Genomic DNA, 16,234 nt, shown 5'->3' on the forward strand with positions numbered 1-16,234 from the left:
TCGCGATCCGCGAAGGTGGCCGCACAGTTGGTTCCGGTGTTGTGTCTAAAATCGTAGAGTAATCTACACACCGATATGACTTAGAAAGGGCGTCCAACAGGGCGCCCTTTTTGCTCTATATTCCCTTTTTTACTTAAGGGTATTGCCACAAGCAGATTCGCACTGTATTGGGCAGCAATTCGTATCAAACGAATACTACGGGTGAGATTCGTCTTGCCCATTTTGGGTTCGATGTGGGGGTGCAATAAGGTGCTTCGACCTCTCAACTTAAAAGCCTAAACGGAGGCATTGCAATGCAAAGCCAAAACATCCGCATTCGGTTGAAGGCATTTGATTTCCGCGTTCTTGACGCATCTACACAGGAAATCGTGAACACTGCTAAGCGCACCGGCGCTCAAGTACGTGGCCCGATCCCACTGCCAAACAAAATCGAAAAATTCACTGTTTTGCGTGGTCCACACGTTGACAAGAAATCCCGCGATCAGTTCGAGATCCGTACGCACAAGCGTCTTCTCGACATCGTAGACCCAACACCGCAAACAGTAGACGCGCTGATGAAGCTCGACCTTGCTGCCGGCGTTGACGTCGAAATCAAAGTATAAGGGGGCAATTGAATATGTTGCGCTCTGGTATTATCGCGAAAAAAGTGGGCATGACCCGCTTGTTCATGGAAGACGGCAAACAGGTTCCTGTTACTGTTCTTCAACTCGAAAACTTGCAGGTTGTTGCGCAGCGCACATCTGAGAAGCACGGCTACACAGCTGTTCAGCTCGGTTGTGGCAATGCAAAAGCAAAACGCACATCCCAAGCTATGCGTGGCGTTTTCGCCGCTGCGAATGTTGCGCCAAAACGCAAAATCGCAGAATTCCGCGTAGACGAAGCGAACCTCATCGCTGTTGGTGAAGAAATCTCTGCTGAGCATTACTTCGAAGGCCAATACGTTGACGTTGCCGGTACATCTATCGGTAAAGGTTTTGCTGGTGCGATGAAGCGTCACAACTTTGGCGGTCTGCGTGCGACACACGGTGTGTCTATCTCTCACCGTTCGCATGGTTCGACTGGTCAGTGTCAAGATCCAGGTAAAGTTTTCAAAGGTAAGAAAATGGCTGGTCACATGGGCGCTGCTCGTGTCACGACACAAAACCTTCAGGTTGTCCGTACAGACGCTGACCGTGGCTTGATCATGGTTAAAGGCGCTGTTCCTGGCTCCAAAGGTGGTTGGGTCACTGTCAAAGACGCTGTGAAAAAGCCGTTCCCTGAGAACGCGCCACTTCCAGCTGCCTTGAAATCTGCGGTTACTGAAGCTCCGGCTGAAGCACCTGCTGAAGGAGGTGAAGCATGAAACTTGACGTAATCAAACTTGACGGCGAAAAAGCTGGCACATTGGATCTCGACGAAGCACTCTTCGGTCTTGAGCCACGTGCAGACATTCTTCACCGTGTGGTCCGCTGGCAGCGCAACAAAGCGCAAGCTGGTACACACAAGGTAAAGACACGCTCAGAAGTTAGCTACTCCACGAAGAAGATCTACCGCCAAAAAGGCACCGGTGGCGCACGTCACGGGTCCCGCAAGGCGCCTATCTTCCGCAAAGGTGGTATCTACAAAGGTCCTACACCGCGGTCTCACGGTCACGAGCTTACGAAGAAATTCCGTAAACTTGGCCTCAAGCACGCGCTCTCTGCAAAAGCAGGCGCAGGTAACCTTGTGATCCTCGACGACGCCAAATTGGCTGGTGCGAAGACTGCGGTTCTTGCAAAAGCTGTTAAAGAGCAGGGCTGGAAACGCGTTCTTATCATTGATGGTGCTGACATCGACGCCAACCTCAAGGCTGCTGCGGCAAACTTGACTGGTGTGGACATCCTGCCAACAATGGGCGCAAACGTATACGACATTCTGAAGCGTGACACACTCGTGCTCACAAAATCAGCTGTCGAAGCTCTGGAGGCTCGCCTCAAATGACCACTAAATCAGAACTCTACGACGTAATTCGTAAGCCTATCATCACTGAGAAAGCCACTATGGCTTCCGAAAATGGTGCGGTTGTTTTCGAAGTAGCGATCGACTCTAACAAACCACAAATCAAAGAAGCCGTTGAAACGCTCTTTGGTGTGAAAGTTAAAGCCGTGAACACATCGATCACAAAAGGTAAAGCAAAACGCTTCCGCGGAATGCTCGGCAAACGCAAAGACGTTAAAAAAGCTTACGTGACACTCGAAGAAGGCAACTCCATCGACGTGTCCACTGGTCTCTAAATCCTTTCGGATTTGACTGGTTAGAAATTGAAAAGCCCTCCGAGCAATCGGGGGGCTTTTTGCTATATTATAGCTGCGGAGCCATTGTTCGGCGGATCCACTTTTCGTGTTGGCGTTGAGTGAACAGATTCCAGCGACAAAACCCTACTCTTCACTAGACACCCAATCCCCCCTCTGGTACTCCCCAGCAATCTTATGGCTACAGATTCGTTCTGTGGCCTTTTGATATATGACATTGGGCACCTACGGGGGCCTACACACAGACCTTCAGGGCAACCTGAGCATAAGGTCACAAAGCAAACGGAAGACAGAAACTATGGCACTAAAGTCGTACAAACCAACGACGCCTGGCCAGCGCGGGCTGGTTCTGATCGACCGTTCGGAGCTTTGGAAAGGACGTCCAGTTAAATCACTCACTGAGGGTTTGACTAAAAAGGGCGGCCGGAACAACACCGGACGGATCACGATGCGTCGCATCGGCGGGGGCGCTAAGCGTCTTTACCGCATCGTCGATTTCAAGCGTAACAAATTTGATGTCCCAGCGACTGTAGAACGGATCGAATATGACCCGAACCGCACCGCGTTCATCGCCCTAATCAAATACGAAGACGGAGAGCAAGCTTACATCATCGCTCCTCAGCGTCTTGCAGTTGGTGACACAGTCATCGCTTCTGCAAAAGCTGACGTGAAGCCTGGTAACGCTATGCCGTTCTCTGGTCTTCCAATCGGTACTATCGTCCACAACGTTGAGATGAAGCCAGGCAAAGGCGGTCAAATCGCTCGTGCTGCTGGTACTTACGCTCAGTTCGTTGGTCGGGACGGTGGCTACGCTCAGATCCGCCTTTCTTCTGGCGAGTTGCGCATGGTTCGCCAAGAATGCATCGCAACTGTTGGCGCTGTGTCCAACCCTGACAACTCCAACCAAAACCTTGGTAAAGCCGGCCGTAACCGCCACAAGGGCATCCGCCCATCCGTACGTGGTGTTGTTATGAACCCGATCGATCACCCGCACGGTGGTGGTGAAGGTCGTACGTCTGGTGGTCGTCACCCAGTGACACCATGGGGTAAGCCAACTAAAGGCGCGAAAACGCGTAAAAACAAAGGGACAGATAAACTTATTATCCGCTCCCGTCATGCTCGGAAGAAGGGTCGCTAGAATATGGCACGTTCTGTCTGGAAAGGCCCATTTGTGGACGCGTACGTCCTCAAGAAAGCCGAGAAAGCTCGTGAGTCTGGTCGTAACGAGGTCATCAAGATCTGGTCCCGCCGCTCAACAATTTTGCCTCAGTTTGTTGGTCTCACCTTTGGTGTGTACAACGGCCGTAAGCACATTCCTGTAAACGTCACAGAAGACATGATTGGTCAAAAGTTCGGTGAGTACTCACCAACTCGTACCTACTACGGTCACGCTGCAGACAAAAAAGCGAAACGGAAATAAGTCATGGGTAAGGTATCAAATCCCCGCCGCGTGGCCGACAACGAAGCAATGGCGAAAACACGCATGCTCCGTACGTCTCCGCAAAAGCTCAACCTCGTTGCTCAGATGATCCGCGGTAAGAAAGTTGATAAGGCCCTCACAGACCTTACATTTTCGAACAAGCGCATCGCAGCTGACGTGAAGAAATGTCTTCAGTCCGCAATTGCCAACGCTGAAAACAACCACAACCTCGACGTCGATGAGCTCATCGTTGCCGAAGCTTGGGTTGGTAAAAACCTGACTATGAAACGTGGTCGTCCACGTGCACGTGGTCGTTTTGGCAAGATCTTGAAGCCATTCGCCGAAATCACCATTTTGGTGCGTCAGAATGAGGAGCAAAGCTAATGGGTCATAAAGTCAATCCAATCGGCATGCGTCTGCAGATCAACCGCACTTGGGACAGCCGCTGGTACGCAGAATCCAAAGATTTCGGTGATCTTCTTCTTGAAGACATCAAAATCCGCGAATTCATCAAAGAAGAGTGCAAGCAAGCTGGCATCTCTCGCGTGATCATCGAACGTCCACACAAGAAATGCCGTGTGACTATCCACACTGCACGTCCTGGTGTGATCATCGGTAAAAAAGGCGCTGACATCGAAACGCTTCGCAAGAAGATCGCTGCGATGACTGAGTCTGAATTGCACCTCAACATCGTTGAAGTTCGCAAGCCAGATCTCGATGCTGCTCTCGTTGCTGAGTCTATCGCTCAACAATTGGAACGCCGTGTTTCCTTCCGCCGCGCTATGAAGCGTTCGGTTCAGAACTCCATGCGTCAGGGTGCCCTTGGTATCCGCGTTAACGTTGCTGGCCGTCTTGGTGGTGCTGAAATCGCGCGTACTGAATGGTACCGCGAAGGTCGCGTTCCGTTGCACACTTTGCGTGCGGACATTGATTACTCACACTTCGAAGCTATGACTGCTTACGGCATCATCGGCATCAAAGTTTGGATCTTCAAAGGCGAGATCATGGAACACGATCCACAGGCTCGTGACCGTCGTCTCGAAGAAGCACAACAAGGTCCGGCGCCACGTGGCGACCGCGGCCGTCGCTAAGGAGATCTGATAAATGCTTCAGCCAAAGCGTACAAAATTTCGCAAGATGCACAAAGGCAGCATCAAAGGTCTCGCCAAAGGCGGATCTGATCTGAACTTCGGCACTTACGGTCTTAAGGCTCTTGAGCCTGAGCGCGTAACTGCTCGTCAGATCGAAGCTGCTCGTCGTGCAATGACACGCCACATGAAACGTCAGGGCCGTGTTTGGATCCGCATCTTCCCAGATGTACCTGTCACATCCAAACCGACCGAAGTTCGTATGGGTAAAGGTAAAGGCTCCGTGGATTACTGGGCATGCAAGGTCAAACCTGGCCGCGTCATGTTCGAAATCGACGGCGTTGGTGAAGACGTTGCGCGTGAGGCCCTGCGCCTTGCTGCAATGAAATTGCCAGTCAAAACCCGCACAGTGGTTCGCGAAGACTGGTAAACGTTGATCGCCTTTCGGGGCGGACATCGACCAAGTCATGAAATTTAAAAACCCCCGTCGAGAAATCGGCGGGGGTTTTTGCTTGCCGAATGGCCGCCGAGTTTTACATGTTTGCAAGGTTTCGGCCGATATCGTTTTACATGTTTTAAAGGCACGTCATAAGGGCCAACGCCCGCGCGACAGCCCCCATCGCAATATGCTTTCCCGCCGTCCGAACTGATCGTGCGTGTTGAGGGTTGATCCCCCGCGCAACAGTCGCCATATCCGCTCAAACACATCTCAGGAGTTCCCCCAAAATGCGCGCACAGATTGCTGACCTTATTGATCGGCCCTTGACCCAAAATATCATCATGGGCGTCATCTTGTTCAATGCGATCATTCTGGGTCTTGAGACCTCTGACACCGTGATGGCGCGCGCTGGTGGGTTGATCGCCGCGTTGGACACCCTGTGTCTTGCGATCTTCACCTTCGAGATCATCGCCAAAATCTATGCCCGCGGCTGGAGGTTCTTTAAATCCGGCTGGGGCATGTTTGATTTCGTCATCATCGGCATTTCCTATTCACCAGCAGGCGCGGGCCTGTCGGTCCTGCGCGCCCTGCGCATCCTGAGACTGCTGCGGGTCGTGTCCGTCGTGCCCTCGCTGCGCCGCGTCGTAGAGGCCTTCATCATGGCGCTGCCCGGCATGGCGTCGGTGTTCTTCCTCACAGGCATCATCTTTTACATCGGGGCCGTGATCGCGACCAAACTCTACGCCGAGACCTTCCCCGAGTGGTTCGGCACCTTGGGCGGATCGCTTTACTCGCTGTTCCAAGTGATGACGCTGGAAAGCTGGTCCATGGGCATCGTACGCCCTGTTATGGAAATGCATCCAAATGCGTGGCTGTTCTTTATCCCGTTCATCTTGGTCACAGCCTTTGCCGTGATGAACTTGGTCGTGGGTCTAATCGTCAACTCCATGCAAGACGCCCACGCCGAAGAAGCCAACGCCTCAACCCAAGAACACCGCGACGAACTCATGGCGCGTCTGGAACGGATCGAGCGAGCTTTGGAGAAGTGATGGGCAGCCGCAAATTCCTATATGTCGTGTATAAAATCACATTCCCAAACGGAAAAATCTATATTGGTAAAGATATCGGGAAAAACGGCCATACAATCCGATACTTTGGATCATGGAACTACAGCAAGGTCGAGGCAGATTTCACTAGGGAGGAGCTCATGGATTTCACAATTAGACGTGAAATCCTGTTTGAGAGTGATGACAAAATTGAAGTTGGCCAACGCGAAATGGAACTCATTGTCGCGCTTGGAGCCAATGACCCTAAGCGCGGCTACAATGCAGTTCCCAAATTTCGTGGAGTGTAGTGGGCTTCGCGCGTTTTCAGCACCTGTGGCGCGAGCTGTTACTCGCCCCACCGGTAATTAAAGCTCACTGAAATGCGGTGGTCTTCGGACATGTTCATTGGGACTTCGTGGCGCAGCCAGCTTTCCCAGAGCAATACATCACCGACCGCAGGTTTCACGTAAACGAAATTCTTCATCTCTTCGCGCGCATCTTTGAGGCGGGGTGGGGCGGCCATCATCATGGCGTGACGCGGGTCTTCGAGTTTGAGCGCGGACGCACCTTCGGGCATGGCCACATAGGTCGTACCAGAGATCACAGAATGCGGGTGGATGTGCGCTGAATGCGTGCCGCCTTCGGGCAGGATGTTGATCCACAGGTCTTCCAAAACCAACTTGCGGTCATCAAGGTCGAATTGCAGGTCTTCGGCAAAGGCCGCGACATGTTGATCGAGGCTGTCGACAATGTCTTTGAAGATCGGAAAGCGCCACGCGAGGTCGGTGAGGGACGCGTAACTGGTGTAGCCCGGAAAATCATTGGCCTCACACCAGTCTTGGCCGGCCTCGTCATCTTCGGCAATGGAGAGACAAGAGTTTTCCAACTCATCGGCGTCCACAGGCGTGCCAAATTCCTTCAATGCAGCGCGGTACAGGCGGGTGACGAAAAGGGATGTGATGTTGGACATAGGGGCGGCTTTCTGATGGTGATGCGGTGATCTTATTTCTGTGGCTGTTATGCCGTGAAAACACTATAGAAAAAAGGGGCAACAAAGGCTTGCCCTAACCCCCTATCACCCGTATAGAGGCGCATCGCTCGAACCTCGTCAGGGGATTCGTGTGTTTTGACATTACCCACCAGAGACTGGGTGACCCTAACGGGGGCCCACTGGTGCTTAGGAAAAGGATAAGGCTATGAACGCCGACGAACTGCGCGCTAAAACGCCAGACCAGCTTCGCGAAGAGCTGGCAAACATGAAAAAAGAGTCTTTCAACCTGCGCTTTCAACAAGCAACTGGTCAGCTCGAAAACACCGTTCAAATCCGTAAAGCGCGCCGTGCAGCTGCACGCGTAAAGACGATTTTGAACGAAAAAGCCGCAGCTGCGGCTGAGTAAGAGGAGCTGAGACTATGCCTAAACGTATCCTTACAGGTGTTGTGACGTCTAACCAAAACGAGCAAACAGTGACTGTTTCCGTTGAACGCCGCTTCAAACACCCAGTTCTCAAGAAAACAATTCGTAAGTCCAAAAAATACCGGGCGCACGATGAGAACAACTCATTCAACGTTGGTGATGCAGTCCGTATTCAGGAATGTGCACCAAAGTCGAAAACCAAGCGTTGGGAAGTTCTCGCATAATCATTCGATTTTAACATCAGTTGAAATCGATTGTGCCAGAGTAACTCAGCATAATCGAAACCCTGGGGAAAGACGCCGCTGCAGGCAACCCCAAAGGTCGGGAGAAACCACATGATTCAGATGCAGACCAATCTGGATGTAGCTGACAACAGCGGCGCTCGCCGTGTTCAGTGCATCAAGGTTCTCGGCGGCTCACACCGTCGTTACGCGTCAGTGGGTGACATCATCGTTGTATCGGTGAAAGAAGCCATTCCACGTGGCCGTGTGAAAAAAGGTGACGTGCGTAAAGCCGTCGTCGTTCGCACAGCAAAACAAGTTCGTCGTGAAGACGGCACAGCAATCAAATTTGACAGCAACGCTGCTGTTATTTTGAACAACAACAACGAGCCAGTAGGTACACGTATCTTTGGACCAGTTGTTCGCGAATTGCGTGCGAAAAACTTTATGAAGATCATCTCACTTGCTCCGGAGGTGCTGTAATGGCTGCTAAACTCCGCAAAGGTGACAAGGTCATCGTTCTCGCTGGTAAAGACAAAGGCAAACAGGGCGAAATCGCTTCTGTGAACCCGTCTAAAGGCAAAGCCGTAATCGAAGGCGTTAACGTCTCATTGCGTCACACAAAAGCGTCTCAGGGCGACCAAGGTGGCAAGAAGCCGGTTTCCATGCCGATCGACTTGTCTAACCTCGCGATCCTCGACGCAAATGGCAAAGCAACACGCGTTGGCTTCCGTATGGAAGATGACAAAAAAGTGCGCTTCGCTAAGTCCACAGGAGACGTGATCTAATGCTTGATACTGCAAATTACACTCCGCGTCTTAAAACCGTGTACACTGACGCCGTTCGCCCAGCTCTGAAAGAAGAGTTTGGCTACAAGAACGACATGCAGATCCCACGTTTGGACAAAATCGTTCTCAACATCGGCTGTGGTGCTGAAGCTGTGCGTGATTCCAAAAAAGCAAAATCTGCTCAGGAAGATCTCACACTCATCGCTGGTCAAAAGGCTTTGACAACAATCGCTAAGAAATCCATCGCTGGTTTCCGCGTTCGTGAAGATATGCCTCTTGGCGCGAAGGTTACTCTTCGTGGCGAAAAGATGTACGAATTCCTCGATCGTCTGATCACGATTGCTATGCCACGTATCCGCGACTTCCGCGGCATCTCTGGCAAATCCTTTGACGGCCGTGGCAACTACGCCATGGGTCTTAAAGAGCACATCGTCTTCCCTGAAATCGACTTTGATAAAGTTGACGTCAACTGGGGTATGGACATCGTAATCGCAACCACTGCGAAAACTGACGCAGAAGCTAAGGCCTTGTTGAAAGCTTTCAACATGCCTTTCAACAGCTGAGCGCGAGGAGTTAGTTAACATGGCTAAGAAATCCATGATCGCACGTGAGGCAAAACGCGAGAAATTGGTAGCAAAATACGCTGCCAAACGCGCTGCTCTCAAAGAGATCATCTATGACCAAGAAAAGCCCATGGAAGAGCGTTTTCGCGCGACCATGAAGCTTGCTGAATTGCCGCGCAACAGCTCGGCTACACGTCTCCACAACCGCTGTCAGCTGACAGGCCGTCCACACGCTTACTACCGTAAGCTTAAGGTCAGCCGTATCATGCTGCGGGAACTTGGCTCATTCGGCCAGATCCCTGGTCTCGTGAAATCAAGCTGGTAAGGAGGGTATATTATGAACGATCCTATCGGCGATATGCTCACACGTATCCGTAACTCTCAACTGCGCGGTAAATCCGTTGTCTCTACACCAGCTTCCAAGCTGCGTGCATGGGTCTTGGACGTACTGCTCGACGAAGGTTACATCCGTGGCTACGAAAAAGGCACAAACGAGCTTGGTCACCCAACGCTTGAAATCAGCCTTAAATACTTCGAAGGCACTCCTGTTATTCGCGAAGTGAAACGGGTTTCAAAACCTGGTCGTCGCGTATACCTCGGTGTCAAAGACATCCCAACAGTCCGTCAGGGCCTGGGCTTGTCAATTGTCTCCACACCTAAAGGTGTGATGTCTGATGCAAACGCTCGTGCCAACAATGTTGGCGGCGAAGTGCTTTGCACAGTCTTCTAAGGAGGGTCTGATGTCTCGTATTGGTAAAAAACCGGTCGAGCTGCCCAGCGGCGTTACTGCCTCTGTCTCAGGTCAGACCATCGAAGTGAAGGGCCCTAAGGCAACTCACTCATTCACTGCAACTGACGATGTAACACTCGCAGTTGAGGAAAACACTGTAACTGTCACGCCTCGCGGCAAATCTAAGCGCGCGCGTCAACAGTGGGGCATGTCCCGCACTGTGATCGCAAACTTGGTGACAGGCGTATCTACAGGCTTCAAAAAAGAGCTTGAGATCAACGGTGTTGGTTACCGCGCAACTATGCAAGGTAACACTCTCAAACTGGCTTTGGGTTATTCACATGATGTTCTCTTCGAAGTTCCTGCTGGCGTAACCGTCACAGCTCCGAAGCAAACTGAAATCGTTGTTGAAGGTACAGACGCACAACTCGTTGGCCAAGTCGCGGCAAATATTCGCGAATGGCGGAAACCAGAGCCCTACAAAGGCAAAGGTATCAAATACAAAGACGAGTATATCTTCCGCAAAGAAGGTAAGAAGAAGTAAGGACGTAGATCATGGCAAACAGCAAAAGAGACCTGTTCTTGAAGCGCCGCCTGCGCGTCCGGAACAAACTTCGCAAGATGGCAAACGGACGTGCGCGTCTGTCTATCCATCGTTCGAACAAGAACATCAGCGTTCAGTTGATCGACGACGTAAAAGGCGTGACTCTCGCGTCTGCTTCCTCACTCGAGAAAGATCTCGGTGTGGTTGGCAAAAACAACGTCGACGCAGCAGCCAAAGTTGGTGCAGCGATCGCAGAACGGGCTAAGAAAGCTGGCGTAGAAGTATGTTACTTCGACCGCGGCGGCTTCCTCTTTCACGGTAAAGTTAAGGCCTTGGCCGAAGCTGCACGTGAAGGCGGTCTGAAGTTCTAAATGACTTGTGGGTGGCAAGCGATTGCCACCCCGATGATCCAGGGAAGACGTGAGGCCTAGCGCCTCGCGTTTTTCACTCGGATTGATAACATAGGCGCCTCGCGCCACCGATTAAAGGAATGCCCAATGGCAGATAACAACCGTGGGAACCGTCGCGATCGCGATGAGACTCCAGAATTTGCAGATCGCCTCGTTGCGATCAACCGTGTGTCTAAAACTGTAAAAGGTGGTAAGCGTTTTGGCTTTGCTGCTCTTGTGGTTGTAGGCGATCAAAAAGGCCGCGTTGGCTTCGGTAAAGGTAAAGCGAAAGAGGTCCCTGAGGCCATCCGCAAAGCCACTGAGCAAGCGAAACGCCAAATGATCCGCGTCCCTTTGAAAGAAGGTCGCACATTGCACCACGACATCGAAGGCCGTCACGGCGCCGGTAAAGTGGTTATGCGTACAGCACCACAAGGTACTGGTATCATCGCTGGTGGTCCAATGCGTGCTGTTTTCGAAATGCTCGGTGTTCAGGACGTTGTGTCCAAATCCATCGGCTCCGCGAACCCGTACAACATGATTCGTGCAACCGTAGAAGGCCTCAAAAAAGAGTCTTCACCACGGTCTGTCGCTCAGCGTCGCGGCAAAAAAGTGGCTGACATCTTGAAAAAAGATGACGCCCCTGCAGCTGCACCTGCTGAAACAGCAGAAGCGTAAGGAATAGACATCATGGCTAAAACAATCGTTGTAAAACAGATCGGTTCCCCGATCCGTCGCCCACAAGACCAACGCGCTACGTTGGTTGGCCTTGGCCTCAACAAAATGCACAAAACACGTGAGCTGGAAGATACTCCTGCGGTTCGCGGCATGGTTCGTAAGATTTCCCACATGGTGGAAATCATCGAAGAGCGCGACAACTAAGTCGATCTTCTCGATCCAAAGCATTTGAAAACGCCCTGCTGGAAACAGCGGGGCGTTTTTGCGTTTTGGGGGTCGCGGTCTTGTGATGTTGCCGCAAACAGATTTCGCGCTACCATCTGTCTCTGACATGGAGGATTTCAGATGACACACACACGCCGTTCTTTTTTGACACATGCTGGCGCTGCCGCCGGTTTAATTACAGTCCTGCCGTTTGCTGCCCGCGCTGATGGCCATATGTCCGATGTTTTCGCGGATGGGGCGATTAAGGTGCATCCCGTCGGTCACGCGTCCTTCGTGATGGAAACGCCTGCGGGTGTTTTCTATGTCGATCCAGTAGGCGACGCCGCAGGGTACGCAGATATGCCGGCGGCCGATTTCATTTTGGTTACGCATGAGCACGGGGATCACTTTAACGTCGACACGTTGACGGCGATCAAGGGTGAGACCACGCAGATGATCACCAACGGTGCTGTGTTCGACAAGCTGCCTGAGGCGCTCAAATCCAACACGCAAGCCTTGGCCAATGGCGAATCGGCGATGTGGGGTGAGATCGGCATCGATGCCATCACCGCGCATAACACCACCGAAGAGCGGATGAGGTTCCACCCCGTGGGGCGTGACAACGGCTATGTCGTCACAGTCGCGGGGTTTCGCACCTATATATCTGGCGACACCGAGCCCACGCCTGAAATGTTGGCGCTTAAAGACATCGATTTGGCGTTCATCTGCATGAACTTGCCGTTCACGCAAACAGCTGAACAGGCGGCTGAAGCTGTAAAGACGTTCAAGCCAAGCTTTGTGTACCCCTATCACTACCGCGGTCGTGATGGCGGCACGCAAGACCCGCAAGCCTTTGCGGCAATGGTGGGCGATACATCTGAAGTGAAGATGGGCGGTTGGTACAAACCCGGCGAGCTTGGCTAGCCTGGGAGCGGTCAGAAAAATCACAAGGCCCCCGTTGATCATCGCGGGGGCTTTTACGATTCGAAGGTCTGAGCCATGCAGCGCGCGCATGTCGGGGTTGGGATTCTAGCTCTACTCAAAAGTTTTCATTTTGCCTAAATCATAATCAACACCCCAACACGGGGCACTGAAATTTAATCGCAATGAAAATCGCGCTCATCCTAAAAGGTTTTGCCCCATGGCACATGTTACAACTTACTCACACGCTTCCAACCGCTCTGTATTCGCCCCAGTTTTTGCTGCGATTTCAGGCGCATACGCTGCATACATCGAAGCACGCAATGTTGAGAAAACATACACGAAACTCGACGCGTTGACAGATCGCGAATTGGCAGACATCGGTTTGAACCGTGGCAGCATTCTTGAAGCCGCTATGAACGGCAGCCGCCAAGCCTAAGCTGCAGTTAAGTTTGCTCAGATCGATTCTCCGTCGAAGAGGCCCGCATGTGTTGCGGGTCTTTTTGCATTCTGGCGCAAAGCTGTCGGGAAAGATGCCTGAGAGGGTCACAGCACGCTTGAAACACAGCGCATAGTCCCGTATACGCGCGCAGTGATCTATTCGAGATTACAAGAATCATTATTTATACGCCGTGTTTGGTCTTCCGTCGCTGGGGGCCAGTTCCGGCAAGGAGAAGCGACATGAAACTGCACGAACTTCACGACAACGAAGGCGCAACCAAGAAACGTAAACGTATTGGTCGCGGTCCTGGTTCCGGCACAGGTAAAATGGGTGGCCGTGGTATCAAAGGTCAAAAATCCCGCTCAGGTGTTGCGATCGGTGGCTACGAAGGCGGTCAAATGCCATTGTACATGCGTCTTCCTAAGCGCGGCTTCAACAAGCCAAACCGCAAGAAATTCGCAGTTGTGAACCTTGGCCTCATCGAAAAATTCGTAGCCGAAGGTAAAATCGACGCGACTGCAGCGATCACCGAAGACACACTTGTTGCTTCTGGTTTGATCCGCCGCAAATTGGACGGTATCCGCGTTCTTGCCAAAGGCGAAGCGACTTCCAAATTGAACATCACTGTGACTGGCGCGTCTAAAGCAGCTGTTGAAGCTGTTGCAAAAGCTGGCGGCACCCTCACAGTTGCGGCACCAGCGGCCGAATAAGGGTTGTGATAGGGGGCGCGGCCCTCTACATCAATTCTATGTTTTCCAAGCGCCGCCGACCGGGAGACCGTTCGGCGGCGTTATCGTGAAAGAGAGACCTAATGGCATCTGCAGCAGAACAAATGGCGGCGAACATGAGCTGGGGCACCCTCGGGAAAGCCACAGAACTGCGCCAACGTATTATTTTCACTCTCGGTTTGTTGATCGTCTACCGCTTGGGGACCTTTATCCCTGTGCCTGGTATCGACGGCAACGCCTTGCAACAGTTCATGGAACAAGCCTCTAGCGGCATCGGCGGCATTCTGTCGATGTTCACTGGTGGTGCTTTGGGCCGGATGGGTATCTTTGCCCTTGGTATCATGCCGTATATTTCGGCGTCGATCATCGTCCAGCTTATGACAGCCATGGTCCCCAAACTTGAGCAACTCAAGAAAGAGGGCGAACAAGGGCGCAAGAAGATCAACCAATACACCCGTTTCGGGACGGTTGCCTTGGCCTTGTTCCAAGCTTACGGCTTGGCGGCCTCACTCGAAGCTGGCGATTTGGCCCATGAAGCGGGCTGGTATTTCCGCGCCGGCGTGATCATCACGCTTGTTGGCGGTACCATGTTCTTGATGTGGCTCGGTGAGCAGATCACTAACCGCGGCATCGGCAACGGCATTTCGTTGATCATCTTCGTTGGTATCGTTGCTGAGATCCCAAGTGCGCTGGCACAATTCTTGGCCTCAGGTCGCTCTGGTGCGATCTCTCCATTCGTTATCGTTGTGGTCTTGGCCATGATTGTCGGGGTGATTGCCTTTGTGGTCTTCATGGAACGTGCGCTGCGCAAAGTGCACATTCAGTACCCACGTCGCCAACAAGGCATGAAGGTCTTTGACGCGCAAAGCAGCCACTTGCCGATCAAGGTGAACCCTGCTGGCGTTATCCCTGCGATCTTTGCCTCGTCTTTGCTGTTGTTGCCAACCACGATCGCAACCTTCTCTGGTCAGTCTGATCTTGGCCCTGTGATGTCGACGATCCTCGCATACTTCGGCCCAGGTCAGCCGCTGTACTTGCTGTTCTTTACCGGCATGATCGTCTTCTTCGCTTACTTCTACACTGCCAATGTTGCGTTCAAGTCTGACGAAGTTGCTGAGAATCTCAAAAACCAGAACGGTTTCATCCCTGGGATTCGCCCTGGCAAGAAAACCGAAGAGCATCTCGACTACATTGTGACGCGTCTTTTGGTTGTTGGCTCCGCCTACCTTGCGGCAGTTTGTCTCTTGCCGGAGATTTTGCGTAGCCAATTCACAATTCCTTTCTATTTTGGCGGGACATCCGTGTTGATCGTTGTTTCGGTAACGATGGATACGATTCAGCAAGTGCAATCACACCTACTGGCTCACCAGTACGAAGGTCTGATTGAGAAGTCTCAGCTGCGTGGCAAGAAGCGCGGCAAGCGAGGGAGCGCTAGACGATGAACATTATTCTGCTTGGACCACCCGGCGCGGGTAAAGGCACACAAGCACGCCGCCTCGTTGAGGAGCGAGGCATGGTGCAACTGTCCACGGGCGATATGCTCCGGGAGGCGCGAACATCTGGCTCAGAAATGGGCAAGAAAGTCGCGGCTGTCATGGACGCTGGCCAGTTGGTCACAGATGAAATCGTGATCGGTTTGATCGAAGAGAAAATCCTAGAAGGCAATTCTGCTGGCTACATCTTTGACGGGTTCCCCCGGACATTGGGTCAAGCTGATGCGTTGAATGCCTTGTTGGAACGCAACGGTGTGAAGCTTGATACGGTTGTTGAGATGCAGGTCGATGACTCTGCGCTCGTGGCACGGATCTCTGGTCGCTTCACATGTGGCAATTGTGGCGAAGTGTACCACGACGAAACAAAGCCGACACAAGCTGACGGTGTTTGTGACGAATGTGGTTCCACGGATCTGAAGCGTCGCGCTGATGATAACGCAGAATCCCTCAAGACTCGTTTGATGGAATACTACAAGAAAACGTCTGCGCTCGTAGGTTACTACTATGCGCGCGGTGAGTTGCAGTCTGTCGACGGTCTTCAAGGTGTTGAAGAGGTTGCTGCGGACATTTCCAAAGCACTCGCATAAGACCAAACAGTTTCTAAAAAGGCCGTGCCGTTCTGGGCGCGGCCTTTTTGCTTTTCAGGTGGTCCTTTCAGGCCCCCAAAAGGCGGTCGGCCCTGCGCCTTATTTTGAGGCATTCAGATGCGCCGCACAGGCCACAAGTTTCCGGCGTGGCATGAAATTTTGGCACTTGCGCCCAAAGGGGTTGACCCCCAGCAGGCACAGCAGTAAGCAAGCCCATCCCGTAAGGGGCAATAGATTCGCAGCAGGGTCGCTCCCAATGCGAAGATCA

Annotated in this window: 28 protein-coding genes; 27 read left to right on the forward strand and 1 reads right to left on the reverse strand. The window is 52.3% G+C overall.

Going from position 1 to position 16,234, the window contains the following annotated elements; genetic code table 11:
• The first annotated feature begins 293 nt into the window (after window positions 1-293).
• The 11 genes from rpsJ to ABF287_RS03335 all read left to right on the forward strand — a co-directional run bounded on the left by rpsJ (window position 294) and on the right by ABF287_RS03335 (window position 6,571).
• Window positions 294-602: a 30S ribosomal protein S10 gene (gene rpsJ, locus ABF287_RS03285; RefSeq protein ID WP_085848206.1), complete on the forward strand. Its 309-nt coding sequence runs from the start codon at window positions 294-296 to the stop codon at window positions 600-602.
• 14 nt (window positions 603-616) lie between these two features.
• Window positions 617-1,342 carry a 50S ribosomal protein L3 gene (rplC, locus tag ABF287_RS03290; RefSeq protein ID WP_347183603.1) on the forward strand — a complete coding sequence of 242 codons (726 nt, stop codon included), beginning with the start codon at window positions 617-619 and terminating at the stop codon, window positions 1,340-1,342.
• Entirely contained in the window at window positions 1,339-1,959 is a 621-nt protein-coding gene (gene rplD / locus ABF287_RS03295) for a 50S ribosomal protein L4 (RefSeq protein WP_123794169.1), read from the forward strand. Before rplC ends, rplD begins: the two co-directional genes overlap by 4 nt.
• Window positions 1,956-2,252, forward strand: coding sequence for a 50S ribosomal protein L23 (locus ABF287_RS03300; protein ID WP_123794170.1), 297 nt, complete (start codon window positions 1,956-1,958; stop codon window positions 2,250-2,252). Before rplD ends, ABF287_RS03300 begins: the two co-directional genes overlap by 4 nt.
• Window positions 2,253-2,568: 316 nt before the next feature.
• Window positions 2,569-3,408, forward strand: a complete 840-nt coding sequence (rplB, locus tag ABF287_RS03305; protein ID WP_347183604.1) for a 50S ribosomal protein L2 — start codon at window positions 2,569-2,571, stop codon at window positions 3,406-3,408.
• Between the two features lie 3 nt (window positions 3,409-3,411).
• Entirely contained in the window at window positions 3,412-3,690 is a 279-nt protein-coding gene (gene rpsS / locus ABF287_RS03310; protein WP_009574008.1) for a 30S ribosomal protein S19, read from the forward strand.
• Between the two features lie 3 nt (window positions 3,691-3,693).
• The gene (gene rplV / locus ABF287_RS03315) at window positions 3,694-4,074 is read left to right on the forward strand and encodes a 50S ribosomal protein L22 (protein WP_347183605.1); all 381 of its coding nucleotides are present in this window, start codon (window positions 3,694-3,696) and stop codon (window positions 4,072-4,074) included.
• Window positions 4,074-4,781 (forward strand): 30S ribosomal protein S3, encoded by a 708-nt coding sequence (rpsC, locus tag ABF287_RS03320; protein WP_347183606.1) that lies wholly within the window; start codon window positions 4,074-4,076, stop codon window positions 4,779-4,781. The genes rplV and rpsC overlap by 1 nt, the downstream gene beginning before the upstream one ends.
• Window positions 4,782-4,794: 13 nt before the next feature.
• Window positions 4,795-5,208, forward strand: coding sequence for a 50S ribosomal protein L16 (gene rplP, locus ABF287_RS03325; RefSeq protein ID WP_123794175.1), 414 nt, complete (start codon window positions 4,795-4,797; stop codon window positions 5,206-5,208).
• A gap of 296 nt (window positions 5,209-5,504) precedes the next feature.
• Window positions 5,505-6,266: an ion transporter gene (locus ABF287_RS03330; protein ID WP_347183607.1), complete on the forward strand. Its 762-nt coding sequence runs from the start codon at window positions 5,505-5,507 to the stop codon at window positions 6,264-6,266.
• Window positions 6,267-6,424: 158 nt separating this feature from the next.
• Window positions 6,425-6,571, forward strand: coding sequence for a hypothetical protein (locus tag ABF287_RS03335; RefSeq protein ID WP_347183608.1), 147 nt, complete (start codon window positions 6,425-6,427; stop codon window positions 6,569-6,571).
• Between the two features lie 38 nt (window positions 6,572-6,609).
• Here ABF287_RS03335 and ABF287_RS03340 read toward each other — a convergent pair whose 3' ends face one another.
• On the reverse strand, window positions 6,610-7,233 hold the full coding sequence (locus ABF287_RS03340) for a TIGR02466 family protein (RefSeq protein ID WP_347183609.1): 624 nt from the start codon (window positions 7,231-7,233) through the stop codon (window positions 6,610-6,612).
• Between the two features lie 226 nt (window positions 7,234-7,459).
• Between ABF287_RS03340 and rpmC the strand changes: the two genes are divergently transcribed.
• From rpmC to ABF287_RS03420, 16 genes are all read left to right on the forward strand, one after another.
• On the forward strand, window positions 7,460-7,660 hold the full coding sequence (rpmC, locus tag ABF287_RS03345; RefSeq protein ID WP_347183610.1) for a 50S ribosomal protein L29: 201 nt from the start codon (window positions 7,460-7,462) through the stop codon (window positions 7,658-7,660).
• 14 nt (window positions 7,661-7,674) lie between these two features.
• Window positions 7,675-7,902, forward strand: a complete 228-nt coding sequence (gene rpsQ, locus ABF287_RS03350) for a 30S ribosomal protein S17 (RefSeq protein WP_347183611.1) — start codon at window positions 7,675-7,677, stop codon at window positions 7,900-7,902.
• Window positions 7,903-8,013: 111 nt separating this feature from the next.
• Complete coding sequence (gene rplN, locus ABF287_RS03355; RefSeq protein ID WP_123794180.1) at window positions 8,014-8,382, forward strand: 50S ribosomal protein L14; 369 nt, start codon at window positions 8,014-8,016, stop codon at window positions 8,380-8,382.
• Window positions 8,382-8,687 (forward strand): 50S ribosomal protein L24, encoded by a 306-nt coding sequence (gene rplX, locus ABF287_RS03360; RefSeq protein ID WP_215990154.1) that lies wholly within the window; start codon window positions 8,382-8,384, stop codon window positions 8,685-8,687. The genes rplN and rplX overlap by 1 nt, the downstream gene beginning before the upstream one ends.
• Window positions 8,687-9,250 (forward strand): 50S ribosomal protein L5, encoded by a 564-nt coding sequence (gene rplE / locus ABF287_RS03365; RefSeq protein ID WP_347183612.1) that lies wholly within the window; start codon window positions 8,687-8,689, stop codon window positions 9,248-9,250. Before rplX ends, rplE begins: the two co-directional genes overlap by 1 nt.
• A gap of 19 nt (window positions 9,251-9,269) precedes the next feature.
• The gene (rpsN, locus tag ABF287_RS03370) at window positions 9,270-9,575 is read left to right on the forward strand and encodes a 30S ribosomal protein S14 (RefSeq protein ID WP_347183613.1); all 306 of its coding nucleotides are present in this window, start codon (window positions 9,270-9,272) and stop codon (window positions 9,573-9,575) included.
• A 12-nt stretch (window positions 9,576-9,587) separates the two neighbouring features.
• Entirely contained in the window at window positions 9,588-9,980 is a 393-nt protein-coding gene (gene rpsH / locus ABF287_RS03375; RefSeq protein WP_347183614.1) for a 30S ribosomal protein S8, read from the forward strand.
• 10 nt (window positions 9,981-9,990) lie between these two features.
• On the forward strand, window positions 9,991-10,524 hold the full coding sequence (gene rplF / locus ABF287_RS03380; RefSeq protein ID WP_347183615.1) for a 50S ribosomal protein L6: 534 nt from the start codon (window positions 9,991-9,993) through the stop codon (window positions 10,522-10,524).
• A gap of 11 nt (window positions 10,525-10,535) precedes the next feature.
• On the forward strand, window positions 10,536-10,895 hold the full coding sequence (gene rplR, locus ABF287_RS03385; protein WP_347183616.1) for a 50S ribosomal protein L18: 360 nt from the start codon (window positions 10,536-10,538) through the stop codon (window positions 10,893-10,895).
• Window positions 10,896-11,021: 126 nt separating this feature from the next.
• Window positions 11,022-11,591, forward strand: a complete 570-nt coding sequence (rpsE, locus tag ABF287_RS03390) for a 30S ribosomal protein S5 (protein WP_347183617.1) — start codon at window positions 11,022-11,024, stop codon at window positions 11,589-11,591.
• Between the two features lie 12 nt (window positions 11,592-11,603).
• Window positions 11,604-11,795 carry a 50S ribosomal protein L30 gene (gene rpmD, locus ABF287_RS03395; RefSeq protein ID WP_123794188.1) on the forward strand — a complete coding sequence of 64 codons (192 nt, stop codon included), beginning with the start codon at window positions 11,604-11,606 and terminating at the stop codon, window positions 11,793-11,795.
• Window positions 11,796-11,936: 141 nt separating this feature from the next.
• Complete coding sequence (locus ABF287_RS03400) at window positions 11,937-12,719, forward strand: MBL fold metallo-hydrolase (RefSeq protein ID WP_347183618.1); 783 nt, start codon at window positions 11,937-11,939, stop codon at window positions 12,717-12,719.
• A gap of 217 nt (window positions 12,720-12,936) precedes the next feature.
• Entirely contained in the window at window positions 12,937-13,155 is a 219-nt protein-coding gene (locus ABF287_RS03405) for a DUF1127 domain-containing protein (RefSeq protein WP_347183619.1), read from the forward strand.
• Between the two features lie 242 nt (window positions 13,156-13,397).
• Window positions 13,398-13,868 carry a 50S ribosomal protein L15 gene (rplO, locus tag ABF287_RS03410; protein ID WP_347183620.1) on the forward strand — a complete coding sequence of 157 codons (471 nt, stop codon included), beginning with the start codon at window positions 13,398-13,400 and terminating at the stop codon, window positions 13,866-13,868.
• A gap of 101 nt (window positions 13,869-13,969) precedes the next feature.
• Window positions 13,970-15,328, forward strand: coding sequence for a preprotein translocase subunit SecY (gene secY / locus ABF287_RS03415; protein ID WP_347183621.1), 1,359 nt, complete (start codon window positions 13,970-13,972; stop codon window positions 15,326-15,328).
• The gene (locus tag ABF287_RS03420; protein WP_347183622.1) at window positions 15,325-15,966 is read left to right on the forward strand and encodes an adenylate kinase; all 642 of its coding nucleotides are present in this window, start codon (window positions 15,325-15,327) and stop codon (window positions 15,964-15,966) included. The genes secY and ABF287_RS03420 overlap by 4 nt, the downstream gene beginning before the upstream one ends.
• Window positions 15,967-16,234: the final 268 nt, after the last annotated feature.

Origin of the sequence: Pacificibacter sp., from assembly GCF_039769035.1 — a bacterium.
GTDB lineage: Bacteria > Pseudomonadota > Alphaproteobacteria > Rhodobacterales > Rhodobacteraceae > Celeribacter.